This is a genomic window from Rhodothermus marinus (genome assembly GCF_009936275.1).
GTDB classification, from domain to species: Bacteria; Bacteroidota; Rhodothermia; order Rhodothermales; family Rhodothermaceae; genus Rhodothermus; species Rhodothermus marinus_A.
In genome coordinates, this window is the sequence record NZ_AP019797.1 from 2891997 (window position 1) to 2909175 (window position 17179).

Below are 17179 nucleotides of genomic sequence, written 5' to 3' on the forward strand. Positions count from 1 at the left end.
GGCGCTTCGATCAATCCCAGATGGGCCAGTACACGCCGAAGCGCAGCCGTCGCGCCGGCAGCGGATAGACGGGGACCAGCAGAGTGCCCGGTTGCAGCGCGGTGCCGCTGGTGAAGTTTTCCCACACGAGGAACAGTTTCGCCGTGCGTAGCCCGGCCTCTACGTAGAGATCCAGCGTTCCGGAAGGTCCGAGGCGGCGTGCGTCCGGCTCGGGCAGCGCGAGCAGCCCCGTGGGAGCGTGCAGCTGGCGACTCCGGAAGGGCGTCCAGTAGCGCCCGAGCAGGTATACGTCGGTGTCCAGCTCCTGAAACAGCAGCAGCCGCGCCCCCAGCCGCACCTGCACCAGCCATTCGGGCAGTGCCCCGGCCTGACGGCGGTGCCCTGTCGAAGCACCGGGGTTGTGCGTCCGAAAGGTGGTCACATGCCCCTCGGCGTAGAGTCCACGCCGGACCGTTCGGCGCCAGCCAAACCCGAACGTCAGCCCACCCTGCACAAGCGGCTGTGGAAGCACCTGCACCTGTACCGTATCGCCTTCCCCGACGGCATAGAGATCCGGAACAGCCTCCAGTCGGGTCGCAAAGCCCTCGAGTTGCCAGGTGAACGGATCGGCCTCATGCTGCACACCGAGCCGTACGCGTACGATACGACCGCCCCGGCAATCCGCACAGGGCTGGAGCAAGCCGCCCCAGCCGGTACGAAACACCCGGGGCACTTCGGGATGGTGCAGGCTCAGGTGCAACCCGGGGCGCAGGCGGCCGCGGGTTCGCGTCAGCGCCAGCGCACCGTCCAGGCCGAAGCGCCCGTCCTGCCGAAACACCTGTCCCTGCAGGGCCAGACGCCAGAAGCGCCAGCGCAGCGTATCGGCGGCCAGCAGCCGGAGCTGCGTGCGTCCCTGCCCGGCAATCGACGTGTCAGGCCAGGCGTCGAGCCGGCGCAGCCGGTCCCACCGTCCTTCCAGTCGCCAGATGATACCTCCCAGCGGTTGCTCCAGCAGAAAACCGTAGCGATTCGTCCTCGCGGTGAGCGTGTCCAGCTCGGGATTGCGGTAGCGGAACGTCTGGGCCGTCCAGTAGGCCGAGACCGTCAGCGGCGCCTCGGCCAGACCGGTGCGTGCGCGCAACGTCAGGGCCAGATCGTTGCGGATCGTCTGACGTCGCGCGGCCGGATAGCGGACCGTCGCACCGAAGGGTTCGTAAATCGTCTCAAACGCGCCGCCCGGATGAGGCAGCACGCCGCCATGCGCTCCCACCTGTGCCCGATGGTGCAGGTTCATCAGTTCCAGCGCCCAGTCGCGCTGCTGATAGCGCAGTCGCGTCAGCACCTGACGTCCCCGGCGTAATCGGCTTCCCGGATAGGCCCCCTGCATGGCATGACCGCCATAGCCAAAGAGTAGCTGGAGCAAGCCCGGCCGTCCCCCGAGCGCCAGCCGCCGGTTCTGCACGTGGAGCGCCATGATGCTCTGCAGTCCGTCGCCGCCCGTGCGGTAGCGCAGCTCCGTCAGCGGCCGTGGCGCTCCGTAGGGACGCAGCTCGGTATGGACCGTCTCCGGCGCCCCATCGACAGGCGTTCCGCTCCGGATCGGGTTCAGAAAAAAAAGCGGAAGCAGTTCGTAGGCTGGGCGTCCCGTAACGGGATCTTCGAAAGGGCGGCCGTCCAGGCGCAGGCCGATCAGATGCGGCGGCAGGCCGTCCGGACTCCACCCCTCGGGCCAGCCCAGCAGCCGAAAGGCATAGGTGAAGGTGCTCGGCTGTCGGCTCAGCAGATCCGTCACGTGCAGCAGCGGCAGACGGGCCGGCAGCGTGTCGCTCACGGCCTCGCCCCACAGGATGCGTCCAAAACCCACGGGCGGGCGCCCACCGGCCGTGTCGGCCGGGACCTGCGCCGCGGCCGGTAACGCCAGTAGCAGCGCCAGCCCGATCCATACCGCCCGTTCATTCATCGGGAAACAGGCCGAACAGCCGGCTTTCCACACGACGGATCACCTCCCGCCGATCTTCCTCCCTGTTCACAAAATCCAGCTCGTCCACGTCGATGATCATCTTGGGTCCCAGATCGTAACGGGCGATCCAGTCCTCGTAGTGCCGGTTGAGCCGCTCCAGGTATTCGATCCGGATGGCCGTCTCGTAAGGCCGCCCGCGCGCCTGAATGTGCCGCACCAGCGTCGGCACCGACGCTCGCAGGTAGATCAGCAGATGCGGCGGCTTCAGAAACGAGGTCATGATTTCGAACAGCGCCACGTAGTTTTCGTAGTCGCGCTGCGACATCAACCCCATCTCGTACAGGTTGCGGGCGAAGATTTCGGCGTCCTCGTAAATCGATCGGTCCTGCACCACCGAATGCGGCGAGGCTTCGATCTGGCGCTGCTGGCGAAAGCGGCTCGACAGAAAGAAAATCTGCAGGTTGAAAGACCAGCGCCGCATGTCGTTGTAAAAATCGGCCAGGTAAGGATTGTCGTCCACGCGCTCATAGACGGCTTCCCACTTGAAGTACTCGCTCAGCACCTTCGTGAGCGAACTCTTTCCGGACCCGATATTACCGGCGATTGCTATATGCTTTTTGCGGGAGGTTGCCGCACGTTCAGCCATAAGCCCATCGGTTCGTATCTTGGGGATCGATCGGCTTCAAAATACGACAGGGCCGTCCTTCAAGGCGTTTCACCCGGCACGAACGCTATGGCTACACCAGATCTTCGCGAACTGTACCTGTCGCTGGTCTGCCTGATCACGCTGGTGCTGGTCCTCGTCGGCGGGGTGCAGGTGGTACGGCACGGGCTGAATCTGCTGTTGCCCGATCCACCACCGCCGGTTTTCACTCCACCTCCCGAGCCGGCCGACTCGACCGCCATGCTCAAGCCGCCTCGCTCCTACGAGCAGACGTGGCAGCAGACCGAACGCCTTCGCATGCAGCGACAGGCCATCCGGGGGCTGCTGGTCAACCTGGTGCTGCTCGTGCTGGCCGGGCTGATCTACCGGGCACACTGGCGCCGCCTGCAGATCGTACGGCGGACGTAAGCGTTCCAGACTCCGCCTGCCAAACGGCGCAGGGGGAGCCGTACGGCTCCCCCTGCGCGACGCGTCAGTGCCTGCCGGTCGAGCCGAAGCCGCCGGTGCCACGTTCGGTTTCGTCCAGCGACGTGCGCGCGTCCCACGTGACCCGTGCGTGCCGCGCCACCACGAGCTGCGCGATGCGCTCGCCCCGTCGGATCACAAACGGCTCCGACCCCAGGTTGATGAGCAGTACTTTGACCTCGCCGCGGTAGTCGGCGTCGATCGTGCCCGGACTGTTCAGCACGGTCACGCCATGTCGGGCGGCCAGTCCGCTCCGCGGCCGCACCTGGCCCTCGAAGCCGGGAGGCAGTGCCAGCACCAGCCCGGTAGGCACCAGCGCCCAGCGCCCGGGCTCCAGCACCAGCGGCTCGTCTTCCGGCACGGCCGCCCGGAGATCCATCCCGGCGCTGTAGGCCGTCGCGTAAGCGGGCAGCTCCAGCCCTTCGGCGTGCGGCAAACGCTGGATCGGAACGACCAGCGTTTCGGCTTCGGTGAACGTTCTGGTTTCCATCAGATGTCGGTTTTTTGCTCAATCCACGTGTCCCATCAGCCGACGGACGGCCGGGCTCAGCAGCAGCGCGATCAGGCCGGCTGCGCCGGTGAACATCGCCACGCTGCGGAAAAGTTCGGCCGGCATCAGCGTCTCGAGCTGCCCCGCCACCAGCCCGGCAAACAGATTCCCCAGCGCCGCCGCAATGAACCAGACGCCCATCATCTGCCCCACGCGGCCGCGCGGCGCCAGCTTCGTGATCGACGAAAGCCCGACCGGCGACAGGCACAGCTCGCCCACCGTATGCAGAAAATACGTCACCACGAGCCAGGCCGGCGAGACCGGATTTTCGGGCGTGGCGTGCGCCGCTCCCCAGGAAAGTACGAAAAAGCCCGCCGCCAGCCCCAGCAACCCGAGCGCGAATTTGACCGGGATCGAGGGGTTCGCATTGCGCCGCGCCAGCCAGGTCCACAGCCATCCGAAAACCGGCGCAAAGATGATGATGAACAGCGGGTTGATGTTCTGGAGCATGCTGGCCGGAAGCTCCCAGTCGCCGAACCGACGATCCGTCAGATCACGCGCAAACAGATTCAGCGACGAGCCGGCCTGCTCGAAGCCCGACCAGAACAGCCCGGCCAGAATCACCAGCCACAGGATCACGATCAGTCGACGCTTTTCCAGCGCCGTGTGGCCGCCAAAGAAAAAGATGTAGGCGAAAAACAGCAGCGTGATGATCACCACGGCCACGCCCAGGCTCTGCGCCAGCGCCTCCAGCGAAAGCGGGAAGCGTCCGGTGGCCAGCAGATAGCCACAGAAAACCACCACGGCGGCGGCAATCCCGGCTCCCGTGTAGAAACGTCGGGCCCGTTGTGCCAGCACCGCCTCATCTTCACCGGGCGCCGGCCGGAAAAGTCCCGCCTCGCCCAGGTACTTTTCGCCCAGCTTGTAGGAAATCAGCCCGGCCACCATGCCGATGCCGGCCAGCGAAAAGCCCAGATGCCAGTTGTAGCCCTCTCCCAGCAGACCGCACAGCGTGGGACCGAGCACGGCACCGATGTTGATGCCCATGTAGAAGATCGAAAAGCCTGCGTCGCGCCGCGCCCCGCCTTCCGGGTACAGCTCGCCCACCATCGTGCTCACGTTGGGCTTGAGCAGACCCGTGCCGATGACGATGAGCGCCAGGCCCAGGAAGAAAGTTTCATTCAGGGGAATGGCCATGGAAAAGTGTCCCATGGCAATGATGATACCCCCGATAAAAACGGCCCGGCGCTGTCCCCAGAGCTTGTCGGCCAGCCAGCCGCCGGGCAGCGAGAGCACGTACACGAAGAACGTGTACAGGCCGTAGACGGCCGTGGCCGTGCCCACGTCGAAGCCCAGGCCCGGGTTGGCGGCCGTAGCGGCCGTGGTCATGAACAGCACCAGGAGCGCCCGCATGCCGTAGTAGCTGAAGCGCTCCCAGAGTTCGGTAAAAAAGAGCGTAGCCAGGCCGCGCGGATGCCCGAAAAACGACTTGCCGTTTACCAGCGCCGAAGCCCCCGCGGCCATACCCTCCGGTTTGCTATGCATGGTTGCAATCCCACGGTTGGTTACAGCATCCACTCATAGCGGCTAAGCTTAGCAAATCTCCGGGAAAAAAGTAAGCGAAAAGGCCGCCAAACCCGAACGCCCGGTTTTTTAGAAGGTATTCGCTATGAAATCGGCCGCCTCGGCCGTATATTCGCGCGGTTGTGTAGCTTGTCCCGGGACAAACCATCCAGCGTAGGAAATCGCATGAGCGACCAGCACGGGCACACGCTCGGCCGTGATCTGCACGGCCCGCGCACGCATACCTGTGGCGAACTCCGACGCGCACACGTCGGCCAGGAAGTCGTGCTCAAAGGATGGGTCGATACGCGGCGCGACCTGGGCGGCGTCATCTTCATCGACCTGCGCGACCGCTACGGGCTTACCCAGATCGTCTTTTCTCCACAGGACAACGAGACGGCCTATCGACTGGCCGACCGTCTGCGCAGCGAGTACGTGATCTCGGTGCGGGGCGTGGTGCGCGAGCGCTCGCCGGAGACCGTCAACCCCAAGCTCGCCACCGGTGAAGTCGAGGTCCGCGCCCATGACCTGATCATTCTCAACACCTCCGAGCCGCTGCCGTTTCCGGTTTCGGCCCACGAGGAAAAGCGCACCACGACCAGCGAAGAGCTGCGCCTGAAGTACCGCTACCTTGACCTGCGGCGGCCCGAACTGCAGCGCAACCTGCTGCTGCGCCACCAGGTCTATCTGATCACCCGACGCTACTTCGACGCGCATCAGTTCGTCGAAGTCGAAACGCCCGTGCTGACCAAATCGACACCGGAAGGGGCCCGTGACTTTCTGGTTCCCAGCCGCCTGCACCCGGGCAAGTTCTACGCGCTGCCCCAGTCGCCGCAGCTCTACAAACAGATTCTGATGGTGGCGGGGTTGGACCGCTACTTCCAGATCGTCAAGTGCTTCCGTGACGAGGATCTCCGCGCCGATCGCCAGCCGGAATTCACCCAGATCGATGTGGAGATGACCTTCCCCACCGAGGAGCAGATTTTTGAACTCATCGAAGGGCTTATCCAGGCGATCTGGCGCGAGACACTGGGCGTCGAACTGCCGCGCCCCTTCCCGCGCATGTCCTACGACGAGGCGCTGCGGCGCTTCGGCTCCGACAAGCCGGACATGCGCTTCGGGCTCGAATTGCAGGAAATCGGCGAGGTCTTTCGCGGCTCCGGCTTCCGGGTCTTCGAAAGCGTTCTGGAGCAGGGCGGCGAAATCGTGGCGCTGGTGGTGCCGGGCATGGGCGACCAGGGCCGGGGCTACATGGATCGCCTGGACAAAGACATCGTGCGCAAGCAGATCGGCGCCGGCGGGCTGGTCTACTTCAAGCTACCTTCCGACGGCGGCCCGATCTATTCCTCGGTCAAGGAGCACGTGCTCCCGTCGGAGTACGTCCAGCGTGCCGTGGCGAAGCTCGGCGCCCGGGCGGGCGACCTGGTGCTGCTGCTGGCCGGTCCCCGACCGCAGGTGTACCTGCAGGCCGGTGCGTTGCGCCTGCACATGGCCCGCGAGCTGAATCTGGTCCCGCCGGCCGGCCAGGCGCCCTGGCACTTTCTATGGGTCACCGACTTTCCGCTGCTGGAATGGGACGAGGAGGCCGGGCGCTACTTCGCCATGCACCATCCGTTCACCTCGCCGCACCCGGACGATCTGGACCTGCTGGAAACCGAGCCGGGCCGCGTGCGCGCCCGCGCCTACGACCTGGTGCTGAACGGCAACGAGATCGGCGGCGGCTCGATCCGTATCCACCGGCAGGACATCCAGCGCCGGATGTTTCGTGTGCTGGGCATCGACGCGGAAGAAGCCGAGCGGCGCTTCGGTTTCCTGCTGACCGCCTTTCGCTACGGGGCCCCGCCACACGGCGGCATCGCGCTGGGCCTGGATCGCATCGTGATGCTGCTGGCCGGTGCCGGCTCGCTCCGCGACGTCATCGCCTTCCCGAAAACGCAGCGCGGGCAGGAACTGATGTCGAACGCGCCCGACGAGGTCTCGCCCGAACAGCTCGAAGAGCTGCACATTCGCGTGGTGCTGCCGGAGACGGAAGCCTCAGGCTCCTGAATCAGGAGCCCTGCAACGCCGCCTCCAGGCGAGCCACCAGCGCCCGGAGCGCGGCCCGCTCCGTGTAGCCCAGTCGAAAAGAAAGCCCTCCCACGCTGCCCGTCACCTGCTGCGCTTCGGCCAGCTGTCGCAGCACCTGCGGATTGGTCTGCACCTGCACAAGCAGACCTCGTACGGGTGTGCTTTCCGGAGCGTAGCGGGGATCCTGCGCGCTTTCCCAGCGCCAGCTGGCCCCATCGGCATTCAGCACCAGATCCCGCCGTTCCAGGTAAACCGGCACCGCATCGGAGCCCGTAACCAGCCGGAGCTCCACCGTAGCCATCTCACAGTCACCGCCCGGGCAGCGCACCTGCGCCACCAGATAAACGGGCGTCCCGCTACCATATCCCCCGGTCCCCAGGCGGAGTCCGGTATCGATCCGGCGCGTTTCGAAATAGGCGGCCTCGTCGGTCTGCCACTCGCGGACGGGCCCCGTCGAAGCGCAGCCGACCAGTAAAAGCACCCAGAGCCAGCGCAAACGTCCGTGCATGTTCGTGAAGTGTTCTGATACCGATTGCTCGTAAAATCCGACAACCTTTAGCTTTTTGCAATGGCAAAAAGCTTCACCGGCATGCTACCGACCGCCTACAGCCCCGCGTTTCTGGAACTGTTCGCTCGCAGTTTGCACTGGGAGGCCTGGGAGCAGTTGATCCGGCAGAACGGCTGGACCATCGACCGCCCCTATCGCAGCCGACACCCGCTTTTTCCGGAAATCATCTACCCGATCGACTACGGCTACATCAACGGCACGCGCAGCAGCGACGGCGAACCGGTCGATCTGTTCGTGGGACGCGGCCACCGTGGCCTGGTGGGCGCCATTCTGACGATCGACCGACGCCGGAGCAAACGCGAGGTCAAATTCCTCTACAACTGCACGGCCGAAGAGGTCTACCTGGTCAACGGGTTCATCAACTTCGACCGGCGGCTGCTGGAGGGCTTTCTGGTCCTTCGCTATCCCATGTCGTCGCTGTGGAGCGACTCGGGATGAGCCGAGGGCGCTTCGGTAAAAAGTCGCCGCACGAAGCTCGGCAGGGCAAAGGCGGCCCGGTGCAACTCCACGTTGTAGTAGCGCAGCCGATCGGCAAACGGCGCCAGCCGGCGCGCCGCCTGCTCCGAATCGAAATCCTCCACCGGATGCAGCCGCTTGCTGGCCAGCGTGAACGACCAGAGACCCATCGGATAGGTGGGGATGTGCGCCAGATACATGTGCACCCGCGGGAAAATCCGCCCGAGCATGGCGTGCGCCGCCTGAATGGACGCCTGGAACGTGTGGTCGAAGGGCGACTCGCTCTGGGTGACCAGCACGCCTTCGTCGGTCAGGATGCGGGCGCAGTCCCGGTAGAACGACTCGCCGAACAGCCCCTCGGCAAAGTCCACCGGATCGGTCGAATCGACAATGACCAGATCGTAGGTGGCCGGGGCCGCTTCCCGCACGAAGGCCACGCCATCGGCCACGTGCAGACGGGCCCGTGGATCGTCGAAGGCGATGCTGAGTTCCGGGAAGCAGGTGCGGGCTGCTTCGATCACCACCTCGTCGATCTCGACCAGGTCCACCTGCTCGATTTCCGAATAGCGCAGCACCTCGCGGAGCGTCCCGCCATCTCCACCGCCAACGATCAGCACGCGACGCGGCCGCGGCAGCAGACACAGCGCCGGATGGCTGATCATTTCGTGATAGACGAACTCGTCGCGCTCGGTAAGCATTACCAGGCCGTCGAGCGTCAGCATCCGGCCAAAGGCATCGGTCTGCAGCACCTGCACATGCTGATAGGCACTCTGCCGATTGAACAGAATGCGCTCCACACCGAAGGTCAGTCCGGTGCGTGCCTGCCAGAATTCGGTATACTGGAGCTGATGTTGCTTAGGCGATGCCATGACGGTTCTCCGCTTAAAGAAAAAGCGGCATGATGCGCCTCTCGCGAAGAGGTCACACCACGCCGCTGGTCCATCCTGTGGAAGGCTGAGCTACTTCAGACGGCAGCTTCTTCGAGCACGGGCTTGTGGGGCACGCGCTCCGGAAAGAGCCCCCGCTTGAGTTCCATGCTCGAAACGTTCCGTGCCCTGAACCGCTCCTCCAGGTACTTCTGGATGACCCAGGGATCGATGGTCTCGCCGCATGTAAAGATGTCGACGGCTGCATAGCCGTGCTCCGGCCAGGTATGGATGGCTACATGCGACTCAGCAATGACCACGACGCCACTGACGCCGTGGGGACTGAAGGAGTGAAACGTGTCGGTGATGACGGTGGCACGGGACCGACGAGCGCCCTCGATTAAGATCTCCCGGATCAGGGCCTCGTTGTTGAGCACCTCTCGGTCGCAGTCGTAGAACTCGACCAAGATCTGCCTTCCGAGTGCTTGCATCGGCTACCCTCCTTTTGGTTTGCACCCCCCGTCTGCCACAAACGGGGAAACATTGTATGGTGAACAATCAATGCCTCCACATGGAGGCACCCCATACAACCGCAGTCCTGGTGAGCGAAGGGTAGGAGGACGCCGGAAGACGCTCGGCCACGCTACAGACGCGTCCTCTTTAGCTTACGAACTCACCAGCCGCTAGCGCATCACGAGCGCATCCCGCTGCTGCAGGACGCCTCGTGAAAAAACGCATTCAAAGAACGCGGGCGTTGCGGTTCAGGATCGCACCTGGTGGCAGCAGGCCCTTTCCTGAAGGAGGAACAACAAAAATTACGCAGCAGAACGATCTTTGTAAAACCCGGTTTTCCCCGACCTTATTTTTTCACAAACCGCCCCTCGCACCGGGGGGCTGATGAACGAGTCCACTCCACCGGGGTTCCATTACCGGCCGTGCAGGCGTTTGCCCAGCCCCCCATTTAACATTTTTTAACACACCATCCCGAGCCGGCCCGTGGAACCCGTCTGGATACCGGGCGTTGGCCGTTTCAAACTGAACATTGACGAGCCGACGTTCGGTTCTTATCTTTAGCGCGTTCGGTTCAAACGAGCACTTGCCATGACGCATCGGCCAACCACACGGCACCAGGCATTGCGGCGCTGCTGGCCTTTCCGGACCGCAGCCATGCTGCAGGTGGCTGGTCGATGTTGCTGTATGGGCTGATCGCCTCTCGCTCTGCCCCGGTCTGAAGGCTTCTTCCCCCTTTTTCACCACCTGCGGGAGTATTCTATCTCCCTGTACCTGTATCCGCTGACGTAAAGCGGAAACGTCGAGCCTTCCGGATCGGTGGCCTTGCGCAGGTTACGCTTCCTCGGTGCATTCCGGCGGCATAGCCGTTCGTGTGCATTTTCCCCACGGTTCACCAAAGCCCTGTAGCCTTATGTCGGAGACGAAAACCTTTGTCCGTTACGGGCGGCGCGCCCAGGAACTCAACTGGGAGCTGGTACTCAAGCGCAACAGCATCGAACGCCTCAAGCAGGAGCGTCCCCCGCTGCGCGTCGTCGAGGAGCTCCCGGAGCTGATCGAACGCGGCTACGAAGCCATCCCCGAAGAAGACATCGTGCGCCTCTACTGGTACGGCATCGCGCACGACAAGCCCAAGGTAGGCACCTTCATGGTGCGCATCAAGGTGCCCGGTGGTCTGCTGCGTCCGGACCAGCTCCGGGCCATCGGAGAGATCGCCGGACGCTACGGCCGCGACTACGGCGAGCTGACCACGCGCCAGGGCATCCAGCTCCACTGGGTGGCCATGGACAAACTGCCCGAGGTGCTGGAAGCCATCGGCCGGGCCGGACTGACCACTGTGGGTGCCGAGGGCGACACGGTGCGCAACATCACCAGCTGCCCGGTCAACGGCATCAACCCGGACGAGTTGTTCGACGTCCGGCCCGTCATCGAAGAAGCCGCCCGCTTCTTCTGGGGCAACCCGGACTACTCCAACCTGCCCCGCAAGCACAAATTCACGATCAGCAGCTGCCCCCACCAGTGCAACGCCCCGGAAATCCATGACATCGCGCTGATCGGCGTGATCAAAGACGGGCGGCCGGGCTTCGCCGTCAAGGTGGGCGGCGGCCTGTCGGCCACGCCGCGCCTGGCGCGTGACCTGGGCGTGTTCGTGCCCGTGAACGAGGCGGTCGAGGTGCTGGCCGCCATCACGGACGTCTGGCAGGACAACCTGCGCTACCGCCTGAGCCGGGCCAAGTCGCGCATCAAGTTTCTGGTGGACGACTACGGCCCGGAAGGCGTGCGCGAGATGGTCGAGGAGCGCCTCGGCCGCAAACTGGAAGACTTCCGCGCGCCCGATCCCGTGCCCGGCGGCAACCATCTGGGCATCCATCGCCAGAAGCAGGAAGGCTTCTACTACGCGGGTTTCCCGGTGCCTTCGGGACGGGTGACCGGCACGCAACTGCGCCAGATCGCCGACATCCTGGAAGACGTTGGCGGCGACATCCGCTTCACGCGCGAGCAGAACTTCATCCTGGGTAACATTCCGGAAGATCGACTCGCCCGGGTGCTCGACCAGATGCGGGCCGTGGGCTTCCCCATCGAGCGCCATCGGCTCTACGGCACCTCGACGGCCTGCACCAGCCACCAGTTCTGCAACTACTCCGTCGCCGAAACCAAGGAAAAGCTCGACGAAATCATCGCCGAGCTGGAAGCCCACTTCGGCGACGAAGTGCAGGACCTGACGATCTACATGGACGGCTGCCCGCACGCCTGCGCCCATCACTGGGTGGGCGACATCGGGCTGCAGGGCACGCGCACGGCCGGCCCCAACGGCACGAAGATCGAAGCCTACGACGTGACGCTGCGGGGCGGACTGGGCGTGCACGCCGCCATCGGTCGCCCCATCCTTCGACGCATTCCCTCCGAGGAGATCAGCCAGGCCATCGTCCGGCTGGTGGGTGCCTGGCTGCAGGAGCGCCGCCGCCTGGGCGACCACTACACGTTCCAGGCCTTCTGCGAAGCCCACACGAACGAGGAGCTGCAGGCCATCGCCCTGGGCGAAGTGACGGCCGAGGAAGTGGAGGCGGCCGACGTGGCGCTCATCCGCATCCCCGGTCCCCTGCTGGAGCTGACCGACGGCAGCGACGTCATCGAAGTGCGCGCCCCCACCGTGCGCGTCGCGCTCGAGCAGGCCGGCCGTCGCTATCCCCGACTGAAGGAGACCGTGCTCACGCCCGACGGCCAGGTCAACGAAGCCTTCAACCTCTACGTGAACGAAGAGGACATTCAGGGCCTCCAGGGGCTCGACACCCCGCTCAAGCCGGGCGACGAGCTGCTCATTCTCATGGCAATGTCCGGTGGTTAAGGAAGTCGTAGACCAAACCCGAACGAGACCATGGCACGCCAGCCACTGTTTGACGACCTGGAAATCGGCGAAATCGCGCTCCAGCTCGACGATCAGGAGCCGGAGGACGTGATCGCCTGGGCGCTGGAGACCTTCGACGAAGATCGCATTGCCATTGTCACGGCGCTCCAGGCCGACGGCATGGTGATCCTGGACATGGCCTACCGGATGAAGCCGAACATCCGGGTGATGACGGTCGATACGGGCCGTCTGCCCCAGGCCACCTACGACTTCTACGAGCAGGTGCGCGAGCGCTATCCGGAGGCGCGCTTCGAGGTGCTCTTCCCGGACTACCGGGAGGTGGAAGAAATGGTGCGCCGCCACGGCATCAACCTTTTTTACCAGTCGGTCCCGATGCGCCTGCTCTGCTGCCACGTGCGCAAGGTGCGGCCGCTCATCCGGGCGCTCAACCAGCTCGACGCCTGGTTCACAGGGCTGCGCCGCGACCAGTGGGCCTCGCGGGCGGCCATCCGCAAGGTGGAAATCGACCACGACCACGACGGCGTGATCAAGATCAATCCGCTGGCCGACTGGACCAAGGAGGACGTTTGGGCCTACATCGAAGAATTCGACGTGCCCACGCATCCGCTCTACGCCGAGGGCTACACGAGCATCGGCTGCGCGCCCTGCACCCGACCCATCCAGCCCGGCGAAGACGACCGGGCCGGCCGCTGGTGGTGGGAGACGAACGCGCCCAAGGAGTGCGGCATCCACTGCCCCATCGAAACCGGAGGTTTCGAGCACGAAATGGAGGCCATCGTCGGCCACGGACACCACGAAAACGGCCACGCCCACTGAACCTGTGACGCTAACATGCCGCTGACCATTCCCGAAGCAGCCCGGGAGCCGCTGGTACAGGAACTGGAAAATTTTGCTGCCTCGATGCCGGACCCGAGGGCCCGTGACCTGTACCGGCGGCTCCTGGAAGCTGTCGCCACCGGGGAGGTGGACGAAACGCTGGACGAACCGCTGGGGCGCTTCCTGGAGGTGGCGCTGCAGACCGGCCGCATCCGACAGCAGCACGGCCCGCACGAAGAAAAGGCGCTGCGGGCACTCTATCACCAGACGCAACGCGGCCGTCAGATTCTGGAGGCCATCCAGCAGGCCAACGAGGCGCTGCGGGCACTGCAGGGCCACACGCTGCGCGAGCTGACGTTCACTCCCCACAATCCCGGCACCTATCGGCTGACGCTCGGCACCGACCAGGTGCGCCTGACGCTGGAGATCAACGCACAGGGCGTCTGGGTCGACAATCTTGTCGTCGGATAACCATGCAGGCCTTCATCCCCTACGTGCAGGCCGTCGGGCGCGGCGAAAAACTCAAGCGCGACCTGACCCGCGAGGAAGCCCGCGAGGCCATGCGCCTGATGCTCGACGGCACGGCCACCCCTGCCCAGATCGGCGCCTTTCTGATTACGCAGCGCGTCAAGGGCGAGACGGCCGACGAGATCGAAGGCTTCGTCGAGGCGGCCCGGACCTTCTGCCAGCAGATTCGTCCCCGTGTTCCGAATCTGCTGGATCTGGGCGTGCCCTACGACGGCAAGGCACGCACGCCCCAGCTCGCCCCGGCCATCGCATTGATCGTGGCGGCGGCCGGACAGCCCGTCGTGCTTCATGGCGCGCCCGGTGTGCCCACCAAGCAGGGCGTTACGCCGGCCCACGTACTCGAGGCGCTGGGCATTCCGGCCGAGCAGGCCCCCGAGGCCGTTGCCCACCAGCTCGAAACGCTGGGCATCGGTTACCTGCACGCGCCCCGCTTCGCGCCGGCCTGGCACGCGCTGACGCCCATCCGCCAGCAGTTCGGCCTCCGCACCGCACTCAACACGGTGGAAAAGCTCCTCAATCCGGCCGGCGCTTCCCGCTGCGTGGCCGGTTTTTTCCATCGCAACTACCTGCTCCGGATGCGCGCGGCCGTCCATCGGCTCTTTCCCGGAAGCTGGCTCGTGCAGGGCATCGAGGGATCCATCGAATGCCGGGCGGGTCGCACCACGCACCTGTATCCGGTCGATGAAGCGGCCGAGCCGCTTGTGGTCGAAGCACCGAGGCTGGGCTTTGCCACGTCGGACGATACCGAAGTGCCCGCCGATCCCGCCGTCCATGCTGAGATTACCCGGAGCATTCTGACCGATCGGCCGAGTCCCAGTCGGGATACCGCCCTGCTGACGGCCGGCGTCCTGCTTTACGTGAGCGGCCGGGCCGACCGGCTGGCCGACGGGATCGAACAGGCCCGGGCCACGCTCGCCGACGGAAAAGCCTTCCGTCTGCTACAGCAGTGGATGGAGACGGTGCGCACCTCGGTCCCGAGTTCTTGAACGGACGTTATACGATTTCCAGAAAATCCATGTGAGAAAGCACGGGCGCACACGGCAATGCGCCCCTACAGATCCTTGACGTTTTCCCTATCCCGTAGGGGCGGACCCCTGTGTCCGCCCGATCATACCCGCCGGACCACGTCCGCCACACGGGGTGTGGCACTCTCTCATGCACCGGTAAATCTTACCCTTCCTGCAGCGCGGCCACCGCCTGGCGACAGAAGGAGAGCACCAGCCGAAGATGCGTGTGGAGCACCGGCACCAGCGCCAGCCGCTCCATGCGCTCCTGCGGGAGTTCCGGAAGGCCCGGTGGACTGATCCGTCCCATCCAGAGCGCCATCTTTTCCCTAAGCAGCCGCTCGCCAGGGAACTGTCCGGCCGGAAGATGCGCCTCGTAGAAGGCCTGCTTGCGCTGCAATCGGCCATACACCTCCTGCCCGGTCGCTTCCAGTAGGGTCCGGTCTTCCGCGCTGAGCAGCATACCGCCCAGCAGGTAGTCGCGATAGGTGAACGGAAGGGCCTGCAGGGCAGGGACGACCGCCTGCGTCAGTTCGGCCTGCTCCCGGAGCCCCACCTCGGCCGCCCGAGCCGTCGCCGTGGCCACCAGACAGAGCGTCTCTTCGGCCACCAGCTCGGGATCGGCCATGTCGATGGATTCGAGCACGCGGCCGATCAGGTCCTGCGTCGTGCTCAGCGCTCCCGTCGTCGCAAACGTCGCAATCCGGGCCGCCTGGGTAATCAAACGCATTGAATCGACGGTATAACCTTTGCTGTACGGTTGTTGTCCTACCGGAATGCCCAGGCATTGTGTTCCGCAAAAGATGCCCTCACTGCCCCCCGCTACCCAGGAAGGAATTGTTGCCCTCCTTGACAGCCTGGAAGTAACCCTGTTGAATCTGGAAAATGGTTCACCGCAGGCGGTGATTACCGGGCTGCGTCTGCTGGTGCGCACTGCCCAGCTACTGGCTCCCTTTGCCAATCAACCCGAAGTTGCTGCGTTGCAACGGGAAATTCAGCAAATTCTTGCTTACTCAGAGTTCTCGCAGACCCAGCCGGTCCGAGAAATTCTTGTCGAAACCAAAAAGGTTCTGGAGCAACTCGCTGCCCGCATGACCGGTGTTCAGGTACGCCTCCTGCTCGTAGAACCGGATGACGGGCTGGCGGATCTTTTAACCACCATGCTACAGACCCCGTATCGTCAGATCCATCGCGTTGCCACTGCTACGGAAGCCCAGCAGTGGTTGCAACAGCAGTCGGCCCACCTGATCATCACCGAGCTTTTTCTGCCGGATCTGGACGGACGCTCGCTGATCCTGTGGATTCGCCAACAGCCGCAAACGCAACAGACACCCATTCTGGTGCTTTCGGCGCATCTTTCGTCGGCCGTCAAAGCAGAATGCTATGCACTGGGCGCCGACGACGTACTGGAAAAGCCCTTTGATCCTGCCGAATTGTCGCTCATCGTCGCCTCGCTACTGCAGCGCATGATTCTACAGCAGGGGAGCGATCCCTTAACCGGATTACCGGGCCGGGCATTGCTGGAAGAAACGTTCGGGCGGCTGCAACAGCTGCATCGCCAGACCGGAGCCCCCTTCTGCGTCGCATTTGTCGATCTGGATCGCTTTGCCGAAATCAACAAACGCTACGGTACGGCCATTGCCGATGCCATCCTGCGTCAGGTTGCCTGGCATTTCGGGCGGCTGTTACGACCTGGAGATGTGGTGGGCCGCTGGGAGGCCGACACATTCTGTCTTTTGCTGCCGGATACGTCCGAAACCCAGGCCCGTCTGCTGCTGGAACGTATCCTGGAAGCCCTGCAGACGGAGCCGATCAAACTGGCGGAGACGCCACCCCTCACGCTTTCGTTTTCAGCCTGCATCTTTCCACTTTCCGGAAACAAGCCGGTACGTCTGATGGATCTGCATCAACAGAGCCAGCAGTGCCTGCAGCGACGGCGTGCGGATGCGCCTGTTCGGTCAATTCAGGAACATGTCACACACAAACCCCGCATTCTGTTGGTCGAAGATGACCCCGACATTGCCAGCCTCATCCAGATACGACTGCAGCGCGATGGGTACGAAGTCGTGCACCTGGCTAACGGCCGCGAAGCTGCCGAATGGGCCCGACAGCACACGGCCGATCTGGTCATTCTCGATGTCAAACTACCCGGAATGGACGGCTTTGAGCTGCTCGCTTTTCTGCGAGCGCAGCCCGCTTTTGCCGAAGTGCCCATTGTGATGCTGACCAGCCTGAGCCAGGAACAGCATGTCGTTCGGGGTTTTGAGCTGGGTGCCGACGATTACGTGGTGAAGCCCTTCTCGCCGGTTGAATTGAGTGCCCGGGTGCGCCGGCTGCTGCATCGACAGACGCCGCAACTGGTTACGCTCTGACGCCT

General features: G+C 64.2%; 16 protein-coding genes. 8 read left to right on the forward strand and 8 right to left on the reverse strand.

Annotation, left to right across the window (positions count from 1 at the left end; all coding sequences use genetic code 11):
• Window positions 1-10 precede the first annotated feature (10 nt).
• Together GYH26_RS12625 and GYH26_RS12630 are read right to left on the reverse strand one after the other, a co-directional pair.
• Complete coding sequence (locus GYH26_RS12625) at window positions 11-1939, reverse strand: putative porin (protein WP_161541953.1); 1929 nt, start codon at window positions 1937-1939, stop codon at window positions 11-13.
• Complete coding sequence (locus GYH26_RS12630; RefSeq protein ID WP_161541954.1) at window positions 1932-2585, reverse strand: deoxynucleoside kinase; 654 nt, start codon at window positions 2583-2585, stop codon at window positions 1932-1934. Before GYH26_RS12630 ends, GYH26_RS12625 begins: the two co-directional genes overlap by 8 nt.
• A gap of 87 nt (window positions 2586-2672) precedes the next feature.
• Between GYH26_RS12630 and GYH26_RS12635 the strand changes: the two genes are divergently transcribed.
• Window positions 2673-3011: a hypothetical protein gene (locus tag GYH26_RS12635; RefSeq protein ID WP_054686137.1), complete on the forward strand. Its 339-nt coding sequence runs from the start codon at window positions 2673-2675 to the stop codon at window positions 3009-3011.
• 64 nt (window positions 3012-3075) lie between these two features.
• Here GYH26_RS12635 and dut read toward each other — a convergent pair whose 3' ends face one another.
• Both dut and GYH26_RS12645 read right to left on the reverse strand, forming a co-directional pair.
• Complete coding sequence (gene dut / locus GYH26_RS12640; protein WP_161541955.1) at window positions 3076-3558, reverse strand: dUTP diphosphatase; 483 nt, start codon at window positions 3556-3558, stop codon at window positions 3076-3078.
• An 18-nt stretch (window positions 3559-3576) separates the two neighbouring features.
• Window positions 3577-5103 (reverse strand): peptide MFS transporter, encoded by a 1527-nt coding sequence (locus GYH26_RS12645; protein ID WP_161541956.1) that lies wholly within the window; start codon window positions 5101-5103, stop codon window positions 3577-3579.
• Window positions 5104-5307: 204 nt separating this feature from the next.
• Here GYH26_RS12645 and aspS point away from each other — a divergent pair, with 204 nt between their 5' ends.
• Window positions 5308-7167, forward strand: a complete 1860-nt coding sequence (gene aspS / locus GYH26_RS12650; protein WP_161541957.1) for an aspartate--tRNA ligase — start codon at window positions 5308-5310, stop codon at window positions 7165-7167.
• Window position 7168: 1 nt separating this feature from the next.
• On the opposite strand, the gene GYH26_RS12655 is transcribed toward aspS, so the two are convergent.
• On the reverse strand, window positions 7169-7696 hold the full coding sequence (locus tag GYH26_RS12655; RefSeq protein ID WP_161541958.1) for a hypothetical protein: 528 nt from the start codon (window positions 7694-7696) through the stop codon (window positions 7169-7171).
• Window positions 7697-7756: 60 nt separating this feature from the next.
• On the opposite strand from GYH26_RS12655, the gene GYH26_RS12660 reads away from it, so the two are divergent.
• Window positions 7757-8194 (forward strand): inorganic diphosphatase, encoded by a 438-nt coding sequence (locus GYH26_RS12660; protein ID WP_161541959.1) that lies wholly within the window; start codon window positions 7757-7759, stop codon window positions 8192-8194.
• Here the strand turns inward: GYH26_RS12660 and speE are convergent.
• Both speE and speD read right to left on the reverse strand, forming a co-directional pair.
• Window positions 8158-9081: a polyamine aminopropyltransferase gene (gene speE / locus GYH26_RS12665; protein ID WP_161541960.1), complete on the reverse strand. Its 924-nt coding sequence runs from the start codon at window positions 9079-9081 to the stop codon at window positions 8158-8160. The genes GYH26_RS12660 and speE overlap by 37 nt on opposite strands.
• A gap of 95 nt (window positions 9082-9176) precedes the next feature.
• Window positions 9177-9569, reverse strand: a complete 393-nt coding sequence (speD, locus tag GYH26_RS12670; protein ID WP_014067831.1) for an adenosylmethionine decarboxylase — start codon at window positions 9567-9569, stop codon at window positions 9177-9179.
• Window positions 9570-10501: 932 nt separating this feature from the next.
• Between speD and GYH26_RS12675 the strand changes: the two genes are divergently transcribed.
• Genes GYH26_RS12675 through GYH26_RS12690 form a run of 4 tightly spaced genes read left to right on the forward strand, consistent with a single transcriptional unit; the run spans window position 10502 to window position 14784 of the window.
• Window positions 10502-12433: a MoaD/ThiS family protein gene (locus tag GYH26_RS12675; RefSeq protein ID WP_161541961.1), complete on the forward strand. Its 1932-nt coding sequence runs from the start codon at window positions 10502-10504 to the stop codon at window positions 12431-12433.
• A gap of 30 nt (window positions 12434-12463) precedes the next feature.
• Window positions 12464-13270, forward strand: coding sequence for a phosphoadenylyl-sulfate reductase (locus GYH26_RS12680; RefSeq protein WP_161541962.1), 807 nt, complete (start codon window positions 12464-12466; stop codon window positions 13268-13270).
• Between the two features lie 15 nt (window positions 13271-13285).
• A complete protein-coding gene (locus tag GYH26_RS12685; RefSeq protein ID WP_054685492.1) occupies window positions 13286-13741 on the forward strand; it encodes a hypothetical protein in 456 nt (151 codons plus the stop codon).
• 2 nt (window positions 13742-13743) lie between these two features.
• Window positions 13744-14784 (forward strand): anthranilate phosphoribosyltransferase, encoded by a 1041-nt coding sequence (locus GYH26_RS12690; RefSeq protein ID WP_161541963.1) that lies wholly within the window; start codon window positions 13744-13746, stop codon window positions 14782-14784.
• Window positions 14785-14968: 184 nt separating this feature from the next.
• Here the strand turns inward: GYH26_RS12690 and GYH26_RS12695 are convergent, their stop codons facing one another.
• Entirely contained in the window at window positions 14969-15532 is a 564-nt protein-coding gene (locus tag GYH26_RS12695) for a hypothetical protein (RefSeq protein ID WP_161541964.1), read from the reverse strand.
• A 361-nt stretch (window positions 15533-15893) separates the two neighbouring features.
• Between GYH26_RS12695 and GYH26_RS12700 the strand changes: the two genes are divergently transcribed.
• Complete coding sequence (locus tag GYH26_RS12700; RefSeq protein WP_262886192.1) at window positions 15894-17174, forward strand: response regulator; 1281 nt, start codon at window positions 15894-15896, stop codon at window positions 17172-17174.
• Window positions 17175-17179 lie beyond the last annotated feature (5 nt).

Coding starts and splice junctions, on each gene's coding strand:
- GYH26_RS12625 (WP_161541953.1), bottom strand. CDS start 1,939: ATGAATGAACGGGCGGTATGGATCGGGCTGGCGCTGCTACTGGCGTTA.
- GYH26_RS12630 (WP_161541954.1), bottom strand. CDS start 2,585: ATGGCTGAACGTGCGGCAACCTCCCGCAAAAAGCATATAGCAATCGCC.
- GYH26_RS12635 (WP_054686137.1), top strand. CDS start 2,673: ATGGCTACACCAGATCTTCGCGAACTGTACCTGTCGCTGGTCTGCCTG.
- dut (WP_161541955.1), bottom strand. CDS start 3,558: ATGGAAACCAGAACGTTCACCGAAGCCGAAACGCTGGTCGTTCCGATC.
- GYH26_RS12645 (WP_161541956.1), bottom strand. CDS start 5,103: ATGCATAGCAAACCGGAGGGTATGGCCGCGGGGGCTTCGGCGCTGGTA.
- aspS (WP_161541957.1), top strand. CDS start 5,308: ATGAGCGACCAGCACGGGCACACGCTCGGCCGTGATCTGCACGGCCCG.
- GYH26_RS12655 (WP_161541958.1), bottom strand. CDS start 7,696: ATGCACGGACGTTTGCGCTGGCTCTGGGTGCTTTTACTGGTCGGCTGC.
- GYH26_RS12660 (WP_161541959.1), top strand. CDS start 7,757: ATGGCAAAAAGCTTCACCGGCATGCTACCGACCGCCTACAGCCCCGCG.
- speE (WP_161541960.1), bottom strand. CDS start 9,081: ATGGCATCGCCTAAGCAACATCAGCTCCAGTATACCGAATTCTGGCAG.
- speD (WP_014067831.1), bottom strand. CDS start 9,569: ATGCAAGCACTCGGAAGGCAGATCTTGGTCGAGTTCTACGACTGCGAC.
- GYH26_RS12675 (WP_161541961.1), top strand. CDS start 10,502: ATGTCGGAGACGAAAACCTTTGTCCGTTACGGGCGGCGCGCCCAGGAA.
- GYH26_RS12680 (WP_161541962.1), top strand. CDS start 12,464: ATGGCACGCCAGCCACTGTTTGACGACCTGGAAATCGGCGAAATCGCG.
- GYH26_RS12685 (WP_054685492.1), top strand. CDS start 13,286: ATGCCGCTGACCATTCCCGAAGCAGCCCGGGAGCCGCTGGTACAGGAA.
- GYH26_RS12690 (WP_161541963.1), top strand. CDS start 13,744: ATGCAGGCCTTCATCCCCTACGTGCAGGCCGTCGGGCGCGGCGAAAAA.
- GYH26_RS12695 (WP_161541964.1), bottom strand. CDS start 15,532: ATGCGTTTGATTACCCAGGCGGCCCGGATTGCGACGTTTGCGACGACG.
- GYH26_RS12700 (WP_262886192.1), top strand. CDS start 15,894: ATGACCGGTGTTCAGGTACGCCTCCTGCTCGTAGAACCGGATGACGGG.